We start from the raw sequence: 16,949 nt of genomic DNA, 5'->3' as shown, positions 1-16,949 counted from the left end.
GCCTGTGGGTAATCCGTGGACTACCGGTGGGCAATCATGTACAAATGGCGCGAACCAAAAGACAAAAGCCGCCCGAGGGCGGCTTCTGATGAAACACCGGGGTGTATCAGGCGGTTTCGCCGTAGACCGACACGGTCACTTCCACCACCACGTCGGTGTGCAGAGCAACGTTCACGGTGCTTTCGCTCACGACCTTGATCGGGCCGTTGGGCAGGCGGATCTGGGCCTTGGCAACCTTGTAGCCTTGCTTGTTCAGCTCTTCAGCGATGTCGTGGTTGGTCACGGAACCAAACAGACGGCCATCCACGCCAGCCTTTTGCGTCAGCTTGACGGTGGTGCCTGCCAGCTTTTCACCTTGGGCTTGGGCTTCTGCCAGCTTGGCAGCTGCGGCCTTTTCGAGTTCAGCACGCTTGGCTTCGAACTCTGCCTTGGCAGCTTCCGTGGCGCGACGGGCGCGGCCAGCGGGGATCAGGAAGTTGCGGGCGTAGCCGTCTTTGACCTTGACGATTTCACCGAGGTTGCCGAGGTTCACAACCTTGTCGAGCAGGATGATTTGCATGGGTTGTGCTCCTTAGATCTTGTGCTGGTCGCTGTAAGGCACCAGGGCCAGGAAGCGAGCGCGCTTGATGGCGGTGTTCAGCTGACGCTGGAAGATGGCGCGCGTGCCGGTCAGGCGTGCGGGGATGATCTTGCCGTTTTCGGCGATGAAATCGCGCAGCGTGTCGACATCCTTGTAGTCGATTTCTTCAACACCGGTCACCGTGAAGCGGCAAAAGCGCTTGCGCTTGAACAGCAGGGACTGGGTGTTGCGCTTTGGGCGCTTGTCTTTGTTGAACTTCTTGAACGTGGCCATTGCGGACCCCTTGAAAATTAATTTTGTTGAATATCCTGGATGTGAAGCACTGCGGTCTTGCCATTGCGTGGGGTGGCTAGAAATCCACTGAAAGTCCAGAGACTTCCGATGTTCTGCCTTGCCAGACGCTCAGCCATCGCACCAAAGGCAACGGCTTTCATGGCGGCCTTGACTTCGCGGGGGTGGCCTGCCTCGGTTTGCCAGGACTCGTGTTCGAGTCGCAGCGTAAGGGCAGGCAGTCCGGCGGGTGTGTAACGCAGGGGTTCAGCCTCTGCGATACAAGCGGTCAAGACTACGCGGTTCTCCACTCCAACGGGCTGGATCAGCGCTCGGCGCGATCTGGGCGCTCGCCACGCTCACCGCCAGCAGCTGCGTATTCAGCTTGGCTGGCCTTGCGGGCTTCTTCACGCTCGACGGTCTTCATCATCGAAGAAGGACCTGCATCGGCCTTCTTCTTTTGAACCGTCAGGTGGCGCAACACGGCGTCGTTGAACTTGAAGGCATGCTCCAGTTCAGCCATCACGGCCTGGTCGGCTTCGATGTTCACGCACAGGTAGTGGGCCTTGGCCAGCTTGTTGATCAGGTACGCCAGTTGACGGCGGCCCCAGTCTTCCACACGGTGCACCTTGCCACCGCCAGCGGTGATCATGCCCTTGTAGCGCTCCAGCATCGCTGGAACTTGTTCGCTTTGATCCGGATGGATCAACAAAATGATTTCGTAATGACGCATGCATACTCCTTTTGGGTAAGACCACCCACTGCGTCTTGAAGTGGTGTGGCAAGGGAAAGCCTGCGATTATAGCCCGACCTCTGCCGCTTGTACACTCAGGGCCGCCCAAGTCCCCGCGTGGGCGTACAAATAGGCGCCTGACAAACGCCTGGCCTCTTGCAAAACCAGGGGCTGGGCCGACATGCCATACAACAAAGCGCGCTGTACGCGGGGGCCGAAAGGACATACCCCTGGCGCAGACCTTGATTTGTGGTGGCACGGCCCCAACTCTCGCGCGTACTGTTCATTTACCTTCAGACCAAGACATGTCAGATAACAGCCAAACCACAGCCCCTCAGAATGCTCCCGCCCCCGAAGAAGTCGAAGCCGCCATGGCAGCCCACGCCTCGGACGAGCTGGCACGCCTGCAGGGCGAGCTGGCCGAGCTCAAGGCCAAAAGCGCCGATCTGGCCGACCAGTTCCTGCGCGCCAAGGCCGAGACCGAGAATGCCCGGCGCCGGGCCGAAGACGAAGTCTCCAAGGCCCGCAAGTTCGGCATCGAGAGTTTTGCCGAGAGCCTGCTGCCCGTGGCCGACAGCCTGGATGCCGCCCTGGCTATCAAGGAAGCCACGCCCCAGCAGTTGCGCGAAGGCGCCGACGCCACCCTGCGCCAACTGACTTCGGCACTGGAGCGCAACAAGGTGCTGGCCATCAACCCCGAGGCGGGCGCCAAGTTCGACCCCCACCAGCACCAGGCCATCAGCGTGGTGCCTGCCGACCAGGAAGCCAACACCGTGGTGGCCGTGCTGCAAAAGGGCTATGTGATCGCTGACCGCGTGCTGCGGCCGGCACTTGTCACCGTGACAGCCCCGAAGTAAATCTTCAAATAAATCAGCACGGATGACTTGAACCGCCACAAGTTATCCACAAGTTACTAGCCATCCAAACCATTCAAGCATTCGGAGAAAAATCATGGGAAGAATCATCGGCATTGACCTGGGCACGACCAACAGCTGCGTCTCCATCATGGAAGGCAACACGACGCGCGTGATCGAGAACAGCGAAGGCGCGCGCACCACGCCTTCCATCGTGGCCTACCAGGAAGACGGCGAGATCCTCGTCGGCGCCTCGGCCAAGCGCCAGGCGGTGACCAACCCCAAGAACACGCTGTACGCCGTCAAGCGCCTGATCGGCCGCAAGTTCACCGAAAAAGAAGTGCAAAAGGACATCGACCTGATGCCCTACAAGATCGTGGCCGCCGACAACGGCGACGCCTGGATCGAGGTGCGCGGCAACAAGCTGTCGGCCCAGCAGGTGTCTGCCGACATCCTGCGCAAGATGAAGAAGACGGCCGAGGACTACCTGGGCGAGCCCGTGACGGAAGCCGTCATCACGGTGCCCGCGTACTTCAACGACGCCCAGCGCCAGGCCACCAAGGACGCCGGCCGCATTGCAGGCCTGGACGTCAAGCGCATCATCAACGAGCCCACTGCGGCTGCCCTGGCCTTCGGCCTGGACAAGCAGGAAAAGGGCGACCGCAAGATCGCCGTGTATGACCTGGGTGGCGGCACGTTCGACGTGTCCATCATCGAAATCGCGGACGTGGACGGCGAAAAGCAGTTCGAAGTGCTGTCGACCAACGGCGACACCTTCCTGGGCGGCGAAGACTTCGACCAGCGCATCATCGACTTCATCATCGAAGAGTTCAAAAAGGAATCGGGCGTCAACCTCAAGAACGACGTTCTGGCCCTGCAGCGCCTGAAGGAGGCCGCCGAGAAGGCCAAGATCGAGCTGTCGAACTCGGCCTCAACCGACATCAACCTGCCTTACGTGACTGCCGATGCTTCGGGCCCCAAGCATCTGAACATCAAGCTGACCCGCGCCAAGCTGGAGCAATTGGTGGAAGAGCTGATCGAGCGCACCATCGCTCCTTGCCGCATGGCCATCAAGGACGCAGGCGTGTCGGTGTCCGACATCCATGATGTGATCCTGGTCGGCGGCATGACGCGCATGCCCAAGGTGCAAGAGAAGGTCAAGGAGTTCTTTGGCAAAGACCCCCGCAAGGACGTGAACCCCGATGAAGCCGTGGCCGTGGGCGCTGCCATTCAGGGCCAGGTGCTGTCGGGCGACCGCAAGGACGTGCTGCTGCTGGACGTGACACCGCTGTCTCTGGGTATCGAAACCCTGGGTGGCGTGATGACCAAGATGATCCAGAAGAACACCACCATCCCAACCAAGTTCGCGCAGACCTACTCGACGGCCGACGACAACCAGCCTGCCGTGACCATCAAGGTCTACCAGGGTGAGCGTGAAATGGCGGCGGGCAACAAGCTGCTGGGCGAGTTCAACCTCGAAGGCATTCCACCCGCAGCGCGCGGTGTTCCACAGATCGAAGTGTCGTTCGACATCGACGCCAACGGCATCTTGCATGTGGGCGCCAAGGACAAGGGCACGGGCAAGGAAAACAAGATCACCATCAAGGCCAACTCCGGCCTGTCGGAAGAAGAAATTCAGCAAATGGTGAAAGATGCCGAGCTGAACGCTGCCGACGACAAGAAGAAGCTGGAGCTGGTGCAAGCCCGCAACCAGGGTGAAGCCGCCGTGCACAGCGTGAACAAGAGCCTGGCCGAACACGGCGACAAGCTGGATGCCGGCGAGAAGGATGCGATCACCGCAGCCGTGAAGGCCCTGGAAGAAGTCCTGAAGGGCGAAGACAAGGCCGCGATCGACGAGAAGACGACCGCGCTGATGGCCGCCAGCCAGAAGCTGGGCGAAAAGATGTACGCCGACTCCCAAGCGGCGCAAGCCGCTCAGGCTGCCGGTGGTGCTGATGCCGGTGCTTCGGCCTCCGCATCTTCGGCCAAGCCTGCAGACGATGACAACGTCGTCGATGCCGAAGTCAAGGAAGTCAAGAAGGGCTGAGCACGCTCCCGTTGACCCCAGCCGCCGCGCGGTGCCGTTGACGGTGCTTGCGCGGCGTTCCTGTTCCAACCGGGCTCAGAAAGACCATGTCCAAAAGAGACTTTTACGAAATCCTGGGTGTTCCCAAGAACGCCTCGGACGAAGAAATCAAGAAGGCCTATCGCAAGCTGGCGATGAAGCACCACCCTGACCGCAATCAGGGGGATGCGGCCAAGCCTGCCGAAGAGAAATTCAAGGAGGCCAAGGAGGCCTACGAGATGCTCTCCGACCCACAAAAGCGTGCGGCCTACGACCAGTACGGCCACGCCGGGGTCGACCCCAACATGCGCGGCCCGGGAGGCCCGGGTGCAGAGGGCTTTGGCGGTTTTGCCGAGGCTTTTGGCGACATCTTCGGCGACATGTTCGGCCAGCAGGGCGGGCGTGGGCGGGGCGCGGGCGGCCGCCAGGTCTACCGCGGCAGCGACCTGAGCTACGCCATGGAGATCACCCTGGAAGAGGCCGCACGCGGCAAGGATGCACAGATCCGCATCCCGTCGTGGGAGAGCTGCGACACCTGCCACGGCAGCGGCGCCAAGCCCGGCACCAGCGCCAAGACCTGCGGCACCTGCCAGGGCGCGGGCACGGTGCAGATGCGCCAGGGCTTCTTCAGCGTGCAGCAGACCTGCCCGCACTGCCGTGGCACGGGCAAGATCATTCCCGAGCCCTGCACCAGCTGCCATGGCCAGGGCAAGCTCAAGAAGCAAAAGACGCTGGAAGTGAAGATCCCTGCAGGCATCGACGACGGCATGCGCATTCGCAGCACCGGCAACGGCGAACCTGGCACCAACGGTGGCCCGCCCGGCGACCTGTACATCGAAATCCGCCTGAAGAAACACGACATCTTCGAGCGCGACGGCGACGACCTGCACTGCCAGGTGCCCGTGAGTTTCATCACGGCGGCTTTGGGCGGCGAGATCGAGGTGCCCACCTTGGCGGGCAAGGCGGCCATCGACATTCCGGAAGGCACCCAGGCCGGCAAGCAATTCCGCCTGCGCGGCAAGGGCATCAAGGGTGTGCGCGCCAGCTACCCGGGCGACCTGTACTGCCACATCGCCGTAGAGACCCCCGTGAAGCTCACCGAGCACCAGCGCAAGCTGCTGCGCGAGCTGGAGGATTCGCTCAAGAAGGGTGGCGGCCGCCATTCGCCCAGCGGCGAAAGCTGGACGGACCGCTTGAAGAACTTCTTCAGCTGATCACCAGCCTGCCCCCCCAAAAAAACCGCCTGCGGCCTTCTGGTCCAGGCGGTTTTTTCTTGATGCAAGGCAAGAAAATCGCAGTCAACCCCCGCTGGCGCAGCCTGCGCAGTACGATGAAAATCCATCGGCGATGAAGCGGGAGCTGCGGTCCATGAACAATGTCAACATCACCTTTCTGGGTGGCTCCGGGACCGTCACAGGCTCCAAATACCTGGTTCGGCACAACGGCAAAAGCCTGCTGATCGACTGCGGCCTGTTCCAGGGCTACAAGCAGCTGCGCCTGCGCAACTGGCAGCCCTTGCCCGTCACGCCCCGCCAGATCGACGCGGTGGTGCTGACCCACGCGCATCTGGACCACAGCGGCTACCTGCCCCTGCTGGCGCGCGATGGCTACACCCACGCCATCCACTGCACGCCGGGCACGCGCGACCTGTGCACCATCCTGCTGCCCGACAGTGGGCACCTGCAGGAGGAAGACGCGGCCTTTCTCAACCGGCACCAGCTCAGCAGCCACAGCCCCGCCCTGCCGCTGTACACCCGGCTCGATGCACTGCACTGCCTCCAACAGTTCCAGATCCATGCGTTCCACAAAGCGTTCGAGCCCCTGCCCGGCTGGCGCATGACTTTCTCGCCCGCTGGCCACATCCTCGGCGCGGCCAGTGTGCTGCTGGAAGTCGGAGGGCGGCGCATCCTGTTCTCCGGCGACCTGGGGCGGCCGGACGACTTGCTGATGAATCCACCGGACGCCCCGCCCCAGGCCGACACGGTGCTCATCGAGTCCACCTACGGCGACCGCGAACACCCTCCCGAAGGCCTGCTCGACGAACTGGGGCCCGCCCTGCAGCGCCTGGCCGCACGCGGGGGCATAGCGGTGGTGCCCGTGTTCGCCGTGGGGCGTGCCCAGGTGGTGCTGCACGCCATTGGCCTGCTCAAGGCGCAGGGTGTGGTGCCCGCCTCCCTCAAGGTGTTTCTGGACAGCCCCATGGCGGTCAGCACCACGGGGCTGTTCCAGCACCATATGCAGGAACACCGCCTGAGCGGCCGCGAAGTACAGGCACTGGAGCATGGCGCCACCATGGTCCAGACGCCCGAGCAATCCAAGGGGCTGGCCAAGCTGCATGGCCCCATGGTCATCCTGTCGGCCAGTGGCATGGCCACCGGGGGCCGCGTGCTGCACCACCTGGCGCTGCACGCGGGCGACCACCGCAACATGATCATCCTGACCGGCCACCAGGCGCCGGGCACACGCGGCGCGCGCCTGGCCCAGGGCGAAAAGAGCATCCGCATCCATGGCCAGGACGTGGCCGTGCGCGCCGAGGTGGTGCGGCTGTCCTCCGCGTCGGCCCACGCCGACGGCAACCAGCTCATCGCCTGGCTGCGCAGCATGGGCCACGCGCCCGACCAGGTGTATGTGGTGCATGGCGAAATGGGCGCATCCGATCTGCTGCGCCAGCGCATTGAGCATGAGCTGCGCTGGCGCGCCGCCGTGCCAGAGCACGGCAGCACCTGCACCGCCTAAGCCACGGCAGCGTTCTGGGCTTCAGAGGGACTGCTCACGCGCGGACGGGCATCCCAACCATCGCGTATCGCGATGGCAAAGCACCCATAATGCAGAGAAAATAGACAACCTTCTCATTCCGAGAAGACAAAACCCCATGAAAAGCTCCGAGCGCAGTTTTGCGCGCCGTATCGACCTGACCTCGCTGCAACTGTTTGTGGCGGTGTGCGAGCTCGGCAGCATTGGCCGCGCGGCCGAGCGCGAGTTCATTGCCGCATCGGCTGTCAGCAAACGCCTGTCGGACCTGGAAACGGCCGTGGACACCGCCCTGCTCTACCGCCACAGCCGGGGCGTCACGCTCACCCCCGCAGGCGAGAGCCTGCTGCACCACGCGCGCACCGTGCTGTTTGGCCTGGAGCGCATGCAGGGCGAGCTCAGCGAATACGCCGACGGTGTGCGCGGCCATGTGCGCATGCACGCCAACATCTCGGCCATCTTCCAGTTTCTGCCCGAAGACCTGGGCGCCTTTGCGCGCGAGCACAGCCAGATCAAGATCGACCTGCAGGAGCACCTGAGCAGCGACGTGCTGCATGCCGTGCAGGAGGGCGCTGCAGACCTGGGCATCTGCAACATCGGCATGGCCAGTGGCAACGGTGCCCTGGAACTGCAAAGCCGCCCTTACCGCGCCGACAATCTGGTGCTCGTTGTGCCCCTGGCGCATGACCTGTCTGCGCTGGCAGCTATCAATTTTGAAGAAGTTCTGGACTGGGACATCGTGGGCCTGCACGCCAACAGCAGCATCAGCCTGGCCATGCGCGCCGCAGCAGCTGCCGCCGGGCGCCCGCTGCGCCAGCGCATCCAGGTCACGGGGCTTGACGCCATGTGCCGCATGATCGACAACGGCCTGGGCGTGGGCCTGCTGCCCGACCGGGCGTTTGCGCTGATGCGCGGCGTGGGCAACCTGCAAGCCGTCCCATTGACCGACGCCTGGGCCCACCGCGAGCTGCGCGTGGTGGCCCGCGACTTTGACGCACTGCCCGTCACGGCGCGTTTGCTGGTGGAACACCTCTCACCACGCCAAGACCCCGGCACTAAAATCCAATCACCCACCTGAAAGCAGAAAGAAAGCCACGCCATGGGACGCACCCTGTACGACAAGATCTGGGACGAGCATGTCGTCCACACCGAAGAGGACGGCACGTCCATCCTCTACATCGACCGCCATCTGGTGCACGAGGTGACCAGCCCCCAGGCCTTTGAAGGGCTGCGCGAGGCGGGCCGCAAGGTCTGGCGCATGAGCTCCATCGTGGCCACCGCCGACCACAACACACCCACCACGGGCTGGGAAAACGGCTACGACGGCATCACCGACCCGATCAGCAAGGAACAGATCACCACGCTGAACGACAACATGGCGCAGATCTCGCCTGCGGCATTCTTCCCGTTCATGCACAAACGCCAGGGCATCGTGCATGTGATTGGCCCCGAAAACGGCGCCACCCTGCCCGGCATGACGGTGGTTTGCGGCGACAGCCACACCAGCACGCACGGCGCGTTTGGCGCGCTGGCGCACGGCATCGGCACCAGCGAGGTCGAGCACGTGATGGCCACGCAAACCCTGCTGGCCAAGAAGGCCAAGAACATGCTGGTACAGGTGGACGGCACGCTGGCCAAAGGCGTGACCCCCAAGGACGTGGTGCTGGCCATCATCGGCAAGATCGGCACGGCCGGTGGCACGGGCTACACCATTGAATTTGCAGGCTCCGTCTTCCGCGCCATGAGCATGGAAGGCCGCATGACCGTGTGCAACATGGCCATCGAAGGTGGTGCTCGCGCGGGTCTGGTGGCTGTGGACGATAAGACCATTGAATACGTCAAGGGCCGTCCCCTGTCGCCCACGGGCGTGGAATGGGACCAGGCCGTGGCGTACTGGAAGACCTTGCATTCGGATGCCGATGCGAAGTTTGACACCGTCGTCAAGCTCGACGCCGCCGACATCCAGCCACAAGTGACCTGGGGCACCTCGCCCGAAATGGTGCTGGGCATCGACGCCCGCGTGCCCGACCCAGACAAGGAAAAGGACGCCAACAAGCGCGGCGCCATCGAGCGCGCCTTGACCTACATGGGCCTCACGCCCGGCAAGGCCATCAACGACATCACCATCGACAAGGTGTTCATCGGCAGTTGCACCAACAGCCGCATCGAAGACATGCGTGAAGCCGCCGCCGTGGTGAAGAACCTGGGCCGCAAGGTGGCCAGCAATGTCAAGCTGGCCATGGTGGTGCCCGGCTCGGGCCTGGTCAAGGAACAGGCCGAGCGCGAAGGCCTGGACAAGATTTTTGTGGCCGCGGGCTTTGAGTGGCGCGAACCCGGCTGCTCCATGTGCCTGGCCATGAATGCCGACCGCCTGGAGCCCGGCGAGCGCTGCGCCAGCACCAGCAACCGCAACTTCGAAGGCCGCCAGGGCGCTGGTGGCCGGACCCATCTGGTGAGCCCCGCCATGGCAGCAGCCGCTGCCGTGCACGGCCACTTTGTGGACATTCGTCAATTTGCCTGAAGGAGCCCTGTCATGAAAAAGACCGCAACCCTCATCGTGCTCGCCATCACCTTCGTGCTGGCCGGCTGCAACACCGTCAAGGGCGTGGGCCAGGACGTACAGCGCGCCGGTGGCGCCCTTGAACGCGCCGCAAAATAAAGAACGCCATGCAGAAATTCACCTTGCTCAAGGGCCTTGTGGCCCCGATGGACCGCGAGAACGTCGATACCGACGCGATCATCCCCAAGCAATTCCTCAAGTCGATCAAGAAGACCGGCTTTGGCGTGAACCTGTTTGACGAGTGGCGTTACCTGGACCACGGCGAACCCGGCCAAGACCCCGCCAGCCGCAAGCCCAACCCCGACTTTGTGCTGAACCAGCCGCGCTATGCAGGCGCCTCCGTGCTGCTGGCGCGCAAGAACTTCGGCTGTGGCTCCAGCCGCGAACACGCGCCCTGGGCGCTGGACCAGTACGGCTTTCGCGCGGTGATCGCGCCGAGCTTTGCCGACATTTTCTTCAACAACTGCTTCAAGAACGGCCTGTTGCCCATCGTACTGCCCGAGGCCACCGTGGCCCAGCTGTTTGACGAAGTGCACGCATTCCCCGGCTACCAGCTCACCATCGACCTGGAGCGCCAGGTCATCGTGCGTCCGCAGGGCCAAGAGATTCCGTTCGAGGTGCAGGCCTTCCGCAAATACTGCCTGCTCAACGGCTTTGACGACATCGGCCTGACCCTGCGCCAGTCCGACAAGATCAAGGCCTTTGAAGCCCAGCGGCTGGCCACCAAGCCCTGGCTGGCGCACACCATGGTGTCGTGAGACGGCGTGGGCATCCAAAATATCAGTCAAATTGGCATCTAACGCTTTATCCATAAGCGTAAACAGCTATCAAAAACAAAGCAAATTCAATGAAAATCGCAGTTCTGCCGGGTGACGGCATTGGCACCGAAATCGTCTCTGAAGCCGTGAAGGTTCTGGAGGCCCTGGAACTCCCGTTCGAGATGGAATCCGCCCTGGTGGGCGGCGTGGCGTACGACGCCCACGGCCACCCGCTGCCCGAGTCCACGCTCAAGCTCGCCAAGGAAGCCGACGCCATCCTGTTCGGCGCCGTGGGCGACTGGAAATACGACACGCTCGACCGCCCCCTGCGCCCCGAGCAGGCCATCCTGGGCCTGCGCAAGAACCTGGGCCTGTTCGCCAACTTCCGCCCCGCCATCTGCTACGAGCAACTGGTGGGTGCGTCGAGCCTCAAGCCCGAGCTGATCGCGGGCCTCGACATCCTCATCATCCGCGAGCTGACCGGCGACATCTACTTTGGCCAGCCGCGCGGCCGCCGCGTGGCCACCGATGGCCACTTCCCCGGTGCCGAGGAGGCCTTCGACACCATGCGCTACAGCCGCCCCGAGATCGAGCGCATCGCCCACGTCGCCTTCCAGGCCGCCCGCAAACGCAACAAGAAGGTCACCAGCGTGGACAAGGCCAACGTGCTCGAAACCTTCCAGTTCTGGAAGGACGTGGTCACCGACGTGCACAAGGAATACCCCGACGTCGAGCTGCAGCACATGTACGTGGACAACGCCGCCATGCAACTGGTCAAGGCGCCCAAGGCGTTTGACGTGGTGGTGACCGGCAACATGTTTGGCGACATCCTGTCGGACGAAGCCTCCATGCTGACGGGCTCCATCGGCATGCTGCCCTCGGCCAGCCTGAACAGCAGCAACCAGGGCCTGTACGAACCCAGCCACGGCAGCGCCCCCGACATCGCCGGCAAGGGCGTGGCCAACCCCCTGGCCACCATCCTCTCGGCCGCGATGATGCTGCGCTTCAGCCTGAACCAGGAAGCCGCCGCCCAGCGCATCGAAGCCGCCGTGCAAAAGGTGCTGGCCCAGGGCCTGCGCACCCCCGACATCTACAGCGAAGGCACCACCAAGGTGGGCACGGCGCAGATGGGGGATGCCGTGGTCAAGGCGCTGGCCGCCTGAACCCAACCGCTCAGCGGTCACGAAAAAGCGCCGGTCTTCCGGCGCTTTTTTCGTTGTTGAGCCCGCGTACCGCCTACAGCCAGGCGTTGTCGATGAACTCCATGATGGAGTAACGCCGGTTCTCCAGCGGCCGCTCACGGACGGCCGCCACAATGTGGGCCACACCCGCCGCATACGGCGCATCGCCATAGACACGGGTTTCCAGCTTCACGCTGCAAGCGCCATCCTCCATCAACATCTGGTGGTACGCGTGGCGGGCAAGATGCTCTTGGGGGATTTGCAACTCGCCCCGTTGAACCTCCGGATCGCGCACGGACCGGATTTCAGCCGGAGTGAGGCCCAGCGCCTGCGCCATGCTGACCGCCGTGCCCGGCACGGAGGACTTCTGCGCCTGGTGGGATTCGGTAAGCCCGATGCGGTAGCCGCGAAACAGATGCCCGCTGCGCTCCAGCATGGCCATGAACTTGAGCATGAGGAGGTTGGTGTTCGGACACAGGATGACCGGAAAACCCACGGCAGTGTGTTCCAGCGCTGACCCCGTGGACAGCTCCACCAGCGGAGATTGCGTGGATGCGCAGAACGCGCTCACGGCTTGCAGCTCCCGGCCCGAGCCAGCGTGCACCACCACCGATTTTTCTGCAGGCAGCCCCTCGGCGGCCCAGGGCACAACCTCGCCAGCGTCCCCAGAGGGCAGCGCGCCCAGAAGCTCCCTGGCCAGCTTGCCGGACCCCACAACGATGACTTGCATTTTTCTACTCTCGATGAATCACAGACAAAACGATAGGCAGGACTGTAGTGCGATGCAGACCCCAAGCGGAGGCTCCCCACGAAGTCATTGGCTTTTTCTACCGTCTATCCCGCCGGTCGCTCCACAGAGACGCTGTTGGAGCAACAGCACAGAGCCCAAAGCCCACATCCGCTACAATCCCCGCCTATGTTTGCCGCCCACACGTTCGCCCTGAACATTGCACCCGCCGCCCTGGCCGGTGTCGCTGCGCGCGCAACCATCACCAAAATCACGACCATTAAGGGCTGACTCAGCCTGGTTCGTCGTGCGCCCTCCCTGGCCAGACGAGCCAGGCGAGCAGTCCGGTCTGGCACTGTTTCTTACTTAGAAAGGGCGTTGAAATGAGCAAGTTGGTAGGGTTGGTCGGCTGGCGCGGCATGGTTGGCTCGGTCCTGATGGACCGCATGGAACAAGAGAAGGACTTCGATCTGATCGAACCCGTGTTCTTCTCCACCTCGAATGCAGGCGGCAAGGCCCCTGCCCAAGCGAAGAACGAGACTGCGCTGCAGGACGCGTTCAACATCGAGGCCCTCAAGCGCTGCGACATCATCATCACCGCCCAGGGCGGCGACTACACCTCCGAAGTGTTCCCCAAGCTGCGCGCAGCGGGCTGGAATGGCCACTGGATCGACGCCGCATCCACCCTGCGCATGGACAAGGACGCCGTGATCATTCTTGATCCCGTCAACATGCCGGTCATCAAGAATGCCCTGGCCAACGGCGGCAAGAACTGGATCGGTGGCAATTGCACCGTGAGCTGCATGCTGATGGGCGTGGGCGCTCTGTACAAGGCAGGTCTCGTGGAATGGATGAGCACCCAGACCTACCAGGCAGCCTCGGGTGGCGGCGCGCAGCACATGCGCGAACTGCTCACGCAGTACGGCACGCTGAACGCCGAAGTGAAGTCCCTGCTCGATGACCCCAAGAGCGCCATCCTCGAAATCGACCGCAAGGTCATCGCCAAGCAGCGTGCCCTGACCAGCGCTGAAACCACCAACTTCGGCGTGCCGCTGGGCGGCAGCCTGATCCCCTGGATCGACAAGGACCTGGGCAACGGCATGTCCAAGGAAGAATGGAAGGGCATGGCCGAGACCAACAAGATCCTCGGACAGGGTGAGGGCTTCAGTGCCCCGGCCGTGCCGGTGGACGGCTTCTGCGTCCGTGTGGGCGCCATGCGCTGCCACAGCCAGGCGCTGACCTTCAAGTTGAAGAAGGATGTACCCCTGGCCGACCTGGAAGCCATGATCGCCGCTGACAACGAATGGGTGCAGGTTGTGCCCAACACGCGGGAAGCCACCATCAAGGATCTGACCCCCGTGGCGGTGACCGGCACAATGACCATCCCCGTGGGCCGCATCCGCAAGCTGGCGATGGGCCCGGAGTATGTAGGCGCATTCACGATCGGCGACCAGTTGCTCTGGGGGGCTGCCGAGCCCCTGCGCCGCATGCTGCGCATCTTGCTCGACGCTTAAGCCGGCATCCTCCAAAAAGCGCGCACAGCCCCCGTTGTGCGCGCTTTTTTGCGCCCAGCACCATGACACACTCCGTTACGCCACGTTGGCAATTGGCAACATTTGAATGCCCCAAATTGGTGCGACTCGACCCCACACAAAGCTTCGGAGCCACCTCAGCTTGTCAGTGCAAAACATTGATGCTATGGTGCTTTTTACATATTTTCACGCGCCGGGGCGGGACCAGACCATGAGAAAAAAAGCACCGCTCGACCGAGCCGCACAAAAACCTAATCAGTTGATGGCAAACATGCATCGTTGGAAATTTTCTGTCCTGGCGGCTGCGGCCGTAGCGTCGGTCGGCTTTTACGCTGGCGATGCCTCCGCTCTGGCGCTGGGTCGCATCACCGTGCAGTCTGCCCTGGGCGAGCCTCTGCGCGCCGAAATCGACTTGCCCCAGATCACTCCGGCCGAAGCCGACACCCTGCGCGCCACCACGGCCACCCCGGAAGTTTTCCGTGCCCAGGGAATGGAATACACGCCAACGATCAACAACCTGCGGATCCAGCTACAGCGGCGCCCCGATGGCAGCGCCGTGCTGCGCCTGACGAGTGATCGTCCGGTGAACGATCCCTTCCTGGACCTGGTGCTGGATGCCAACTGGGGCTCGGGCCGTATCGTGCGCAGCTACACGATGCTGTTTGACCCGCCAGCACTGCGCCGCGCTGCGCCGAGTGTGACGGCGTCCCCCCAGATCTCAGCACCTGCGGCACAGCAGACGCCTGCAGTGCGCGCCCCGGCCGCCCCGCGCGCCAGCGAATCTCCCACTGCGGCAGCCCCTGCTACCCAGCCAGCGCCACGCCCGGCAGCAGCCCCCCGCGCCACGCCCACTGACGGCGTGAAGGTGCAGGCTGGTGACACGGCAGGCCGCCTTGCGAACACCTATCGCCCAGCCAGCGTCTCTCTCGATCAGATGCTGGTCGCCATGATGCGAGCGAACCCCGATGCCTTCATTCAGGGCAATGTCAACCGCCTCAAGGCTGGCGCAGTGCTACAGATGCCCGACGAAGCCACCGCGCAGGCGACACCAGCTCCAGAAGCTCGCCAGATTCTTGCCGCCCAGGCCCGGGACTTCAACGAGTTCCGCCGCAAGCTGGCAGGCGCAGCCCCCACCACCGCCGTGGCTGCCGCCGAGCGCTCCGCGTCGGGCACGGTGCAGACCCGAGTAGAGGACAAGAAGCCTGCGACGACCGCGCCCGACAAGCTCACGCTGTCCAAAGGCTCTGTCAAAGGCCAGAAAGCGGCCGAGGATCAACTCGCCAAGGACAAGCAAGCCGGCGAAGCGGCCACGCGGATGGCGGAACTGTCCAAGAACATCACGGACCTGAACAAGCTGGGCGCGGCATCTGCGACCGCTGGCAGTGCCGCGCCTGCGGCGGCCGGTAGCGCCAGCGCCCCTGCTGGTGTGGCCGTGCAGGCCCCTGCTGTCCCCGCCACGCCCACGGCACCCGCCATGCCGGAAACCCCGGCATCCGCCCCGGTGACCGCAGCCAGCGCTCCGGTAGCAGATGCCGCCGTTCCCGCAGAAGCAGCTTCCGAGCCCGCCTCTGCACCGGCTCCTGTGGCGTCGGCTCCCGCAGCCCCTGTGCGAGTGCCTGCACCGGCTCCAGCCCCCGTGGAAGAGCCGAGCTTCCTGTCCGGCCTCATGGACGACCCGATACTTCCCCTTGCTGGTGGCGGCCTGCTGGCCCTGTTGCTTGGGTACGGCGCGTACCGCGTCGTTCAGCGTCGCCGCCAGAGCGGCGGTGTAGACAGCTCGTTCCTGGAAAGCCGCATCCAGCCCGACTCGTTCTTCGGTGCCAGCGGTGGACAGCGTGTCGATACCGCCAACAGCGAAATGACAACCGGCTCGTCCATGGCCTACTCGCCCAGCCAGCTGGATGCGGGCGGCGATGTGGACCCGGTGGCCGAAGCCGATGTGTACCTGGCCTACGGCCGCGACCTGCAGGCCGAGGAAATCCTGAAGGAAGCCATCCGCCACAACCCAGCCCGTGTATCCGTCCATGTAAAGCTTGGCGAAATTTATGCCAAGCGCCAGGACCGCAAGGCGCTGGAAGCCGTGGCGGGAGATGTATTCAAGCTGACACAGGGCGAAGGGCCGGACTGGAACCGCATTGCTGAACTGGGCCGCGATCTGGACCCTGATAACCGGCTGTACCAGCCTGGTGGCCGCCCCGGCATGGCCGAGGATGAATCCCCATCGCTGCCCCCAGGGGGTTTCCCAAGCACCTTCACAGGTGCAGGCAACGCCGCAGCCTCGGCGGCACTCCCCCCGGATCTTGATCTGGACCTCGACCTGGATCTGCCCGACGACGCACTGACCGACGCTCCCTCAGTGGCACCTGCGCCTCCAGGCGGATTTGCCGCTGCGGCCGCCGCTGCTGCGGCTGCAGGTGGAGTCCGCCGCGCCACCGATGCAGACGAACCGCAAACACTGCGGCCCGAGTTGGATTTGCCAGAGCTGCCATCTGCAACGGCCCCTGCCTGGGGCGGTCAAGATACTGCGCCCGGCCCGGTCATGGCCCCTCCGCCCGTGGCCAACCTGGACTTCCCGAGCGCAGACGATCTGAGCATGGCACCCTCTGGCCCCATACCCCTGGCAGGTGATGCCAAGGATTCCGGCCCTATGGAATTTGACCTGGGCGAACTGTCACTCGATCTGAACGCACCATCCAAGCCCATGGCTGCCCCTGCCGCCAAGGCACCTGCTCCAGCACCAGAGTTTGTTGACGATGGCTCGGCGGCAGCGCAGGATGATCCACTGGCCACCAAGCTGGCACTGGCTGAAGAGTTCAACGCCATTGGCGATACCGACGGCGCACGCACACTGATTGAAGAGGTGGTGGCAGAGTCCAGCGGGGCACTCAAGACCCGGGCCCAGCGCATGCTGGCTGAACTGGGCTAATGCAGCCCCTTC

16 protein-coding genes are annotated in these 16,949 nt (G+C 63.6%); 11 read left to right on the top strand and 5 right to left on the bottom strand.

From position 1 onward, the window contains the following. Positions 1-106 precede the first annotated feature (106 nt). The 4 genes from rplI to rpsF are packed head-to-tail and all read right to left on the bottom strand — an operon-like array spanning position 107 to position 1,583. The gene (gene rplI / locus ARADN35_RS0115760; RefSeq protein WP_010463838.1) at positions 107-559 is read right to left on the bottom strand and encodes a 50S ribosomal protein L9; all 453 of its coding nucleotides are present in this window, start codon (positions 557-559) and stop codon (positions 107-109) included. A gap of 12 nt (positions 560-571) precedes the next feature. Beyond that, a complete protein-coding gene (rpsR, locus tag ARADN35_RS0115755) occupies positions 572-853 on the bottom strand; it encodes a 30S ribosomal protein S18 (protein WP_005795932.1) in 282 nt (93 codons plus the stop codon). Between the two features lie 17 nt (positions 854-870). Further along, the gene (gene priB, locus ARADN35_RS27395; protein ID WP_010463825.1) at positions 871-1,161 is read right to left on the bottom strand and encodes a primosomal replication protein N; all 291 of its coding nucleotides are present in this window, start codon (positions 1,159-1,161) and stop codon (positions 871-873) included. A gap of 14 nt (positions 1,162-1,175) precedes the next feature. After that, the gene (gene rpsF, locus ARADN35_RS0115750; RefSeq protein WP_029414072.1) at positions 1,176-1,583 is read right to left on the bottom strand and encodes a 30S ribosomal protein S6; all 408 of its coding nucleotides are present in this window, start codon (positions 1,581-1,583) and stop codon (positions 1,176-1,178) included. 305 nt (positions 1,584-1,888) lie between these two features. Here rpsF and grpE point away from each other — a divergent pair, with 305 nt between their 5' ends. The 9 genes from grpE (at position 1,889) to leuB (ending at position 11,734) form a co-directional block, all read left to right on the top strand. After that, on the top strand, positions 1,889-2,440 hold the full coding sequence (grpE, locus tag ARADN35_RS0115740) for a nucleotide exchange factor GrpE (RefSeq protein ID WP_029414071.1): 552 nt from the start codon (positions 1,889-1,891) through the stop codon (positions 2,438-2,440). A 94-nt stretch (positions 2,441-2,534) separates the two neighbouring features. Then, positions 2,535-4,484, top strand: coding sequence for a molecular chaperone DnaK (gene dnaK, locus ARADN35_RS0115735; protein ID WP_010463819.1), 1,950 nt, complete (start codon positions 2,535-2,537; stop codon positions 4,482-4,484). Between the two features lie 86 nt (positions 4,485-4,570). Continuing rightward, positions 4,571-5,716 (top strand): molecular chaperone DnaJ, encoded by a 1,146-nt coding sequence (gene dnaJ / locus ARADN35_RS0115730; protein WP_010463817.1) that lies wholly within the window; start codon positions 4,571-4,573, stop codon positions 5,714-5,716. Positions 5,717-5,870: 154 nt separating this feature from the next. Then, positions 5,871-7,238, top strand: coding sequence for an MBL fold metallo-hydrolase (locus ARADN35_RS0115725; protein WP_035198293.1), 1,368 nt, complete (start codon positions 5,871-5,873; stop codon positions 7,236-7,238). A 136-nt stretch (positions 7,239-7,374) separates the two neighbouring features. Next, complete coding sequence (locus tag ARADN35_RS0115720) at positions 7,375-8,331, top strand: LysR family transcriptional regulator (protein WP_010463812.1); 957 nt, start codon at positions 7,375-7,377, stop codon at positions 8,329-8,331. 21 nt (positions 8,332-8,352) lie between these two features. After that, the gene (gene leuC / locus ARADN35_RS0115715) at positions 8,353-9,774 is read left to right on the top strand and encodes a 3-isopropylmalate dehydratase large subunit (protein WP_010463811.1); all 1,422 of its coding nucleotides are present in this window, start codon (positions 8,353-8,355) and stop codon (positions 9,772-9,774) included. Positions 9,775-9,786: 12 nt separating this feature from the next. Further along, the gene (locus ARADN35_RS0115710) at positions 9,787-9,912 is read left to right on the top strand and encodes an entericidin A/B family lipoprotein (protein ID WP_010463809.1); all 126 of its coding nucleotides are present in this window, start codon (positions 9,787-9,789) and stop codon (positions 9,910-9,912) included. Between the two features lie 8 nt (positions 9,913-9,920). Beyond that, on the top strand, positions 9,921-10,571 hold the full coding sequence (gene leuD, locus ARADN35_RS0115705) for a 3-isopropylmalate dehydratase small subunit (RefSeq protein ID WP_010463807.1): 651 nt from the start codon (positions 9,921-9,923) through the stop codon (positions 10,569-10,571). An 89-nt stretch (positions 10,572-10,660) separates the two neighbouring features. Continuing rightward, on the top strand, positions 10,661-11,734 hold the full coding sequence (gene leuB / locus ARADN35_RS0115700; RefSeq protein WP_010463806.1) for a 3-isopropylmalate dehydrogenase: 1,074 nt from the start codon (positions 10,661-10,663) through the stop codon (positions 11,732-11,734). 73 nt (positions 11,735-11,807) lie between these two features. Here the strand turns inward: leuB and ARADN35_RS0115695 are convergent, their stop codons facing one another. Beyond that, a complete protein-coding gene (locus tag ARADN35_RS0115695) occupies positions 11,808-12,482 on the bottom strand; it encodes a dihydrodipicolinate reductase C-terminal domain-containing protein (RefSeq protein ID WP_010463803.1) in 675 nt (224 codons plus the stop codon). Between the two features lie 380 nt (positions 12,483-12,862). Between ARADN35_RS0115695 and asd the strand changes: the two genes are divergently transcribed. Together asd and ARADN35_RS0115680 are read left to right on the top strand one after the other, a co-directional pair. Next, positions 12,863-13,993 carry an aspartate-semialdehyde dehydrogenase gene (gene asd / locus ARADN35_RS0115685; RefSeq protein ID WP_010463799.1) on the top strand — a complete coding sequence of 377 codons (1,131 nt, stop codon included), beginning with the start codon at positions 12,863-12,865 and terminating at the stop codon, positions 13,991-13,993. A gap of 289 nt (positions 13,994-14,282) precedes the next feature. Next, on the top strand, positions 14,283-16,937 hold the full coding sequence (locus ARADN35_RS0115680; protein WP_029414069.1) for a motility hub landmark protein FimV: 2,655 nt from the start codon (positions 14,283-14,285) through the stop codon (positions 16,935-16,937). Positions 16,938-16,949: the final 12 nt, after the last annotated feature.

The sequence above is a fragment of the Acidovorax radicis N35 genome, assembly GCF_000204195.1.
GTDB lineage: Bacteria > Pseudomonadota > Gammaproteobacteria > Burkholderiales > Burkholderiaceae_C > Acidovorax > Acidovorax radicis.
This window is presented reverse-complemented; position numbering and strand designations above follow the sequence as displayed.

What these genes read in the sequence shown, in the direction of transcription:
- grpE (WP_029414071.1), top strand. Translation starts at nt 1,889, where the DNA reads ATGTCAGATAACAGCCAAACCACAGCCCCTCAGAATGCTCCCGCCCCC.
- dnaJ (WP_010463817.1), top strand. Translation starts at nt 4,571, where the DNA reads ATGTCCAAAAGAGACTTTTACGAAATCCTGGGTGTTCCCAAGAACGCC.
- leuB (WP_010463806.1), top strand. Translation starts at nt 10,661, where the DNA reads ATGAAAATCGCAGTTCTGCCGGGTGACGGCATTGGCACCGAAATCGTC.
- ARADN35_RS0115680 (WP_029414069.1), top strand. Translation starts at nt 14,283, where the DNA reads ATGCATCGTTGGAAATTTTCTGTCCTGGCGGCTGCGGCCGTAGCGTCG.
- asd (WP_010463799.1), top strand. Translation starts at nt 12,863, where the DNA reads ATGAGCAAGTTGGTAGGGTTGGTCGGCTGGCGCGGCATGGTTGGCTCG.
- rplI (WP_010463838.1), bottom strand. Translation starts at nt 559, where the DNA reads ATGCAAATCATCCTGCTCGACAAGGTTGTGAACCTCGGCAACCTCGGT.
- ARADN35_RS0115695 (WP_010463803.1), bottom strand. Translation starts at nt 12,482, where the DNA reads ATGCAAGTCATCGTTGTGGGGTCCGGCAAGCTGGCCAGGGAGCTTCTG.
- ARADN35_RS0115720 (WP_010463812.1), top strand. Translation starts at nt 7,375, where the DNA reads ATGAAAAGCTCCGAGCGCAGTTTTGCGCGCCGTATCGACCTGACCTCG.
- dnaK (WP_010463819.1), top strand. Translation starts at nt 2,535, where the DNA reads ATGGGAAGAATCATCGGCATTGACCTGGGCACGACCAACAGCTGCGTC.
- rpsR (WP_005795932.1), bottom strand. Translation starts at nt 853, where the DNA reads ATGGCCACGTTCAAGAAGTTCAACAAAGACAAGCGCCCAAAGCGCAAC.
- leuC (WP_010463811.1), top strand. Translation starts at nt 8,353, where the DNA reads ATGGGACGCACCCTGTACGACAAGATCTGGGACGAGCATGTCGTCCAC.
- rpsF (WP_029414072.1), bottom strand. Translation starts at nt 1,583, where the DNA reads ATGCGTCATTACGAAATCATTTTGTTGATCCATCCGGATCAAAGCGAA.
- ARADN35_RS0115725 (WP_035198293.1), top strand. Translation starts at nt 5,871, where the DNA reads ATGAACAATGTCAACATCACCTTTCTGGGTGGCTCCGGGACCGTCACA.
- leuD (WP_010463807.1), top strand. Translation starts at nt 9,921, where the DNA reads ATGCAGAAATTCACCTTGCTCAAGGGCCTTGTGGCCCCGATGGACCGC.
- ARADN35_RS0115710 (WP_010463809.1), top strand. Translation starts at nt 9,787, where the DNA reads ATGAAAAAGACCGCAACCCTCATCGTGCTCGCCATCACCTTCGTGCTG.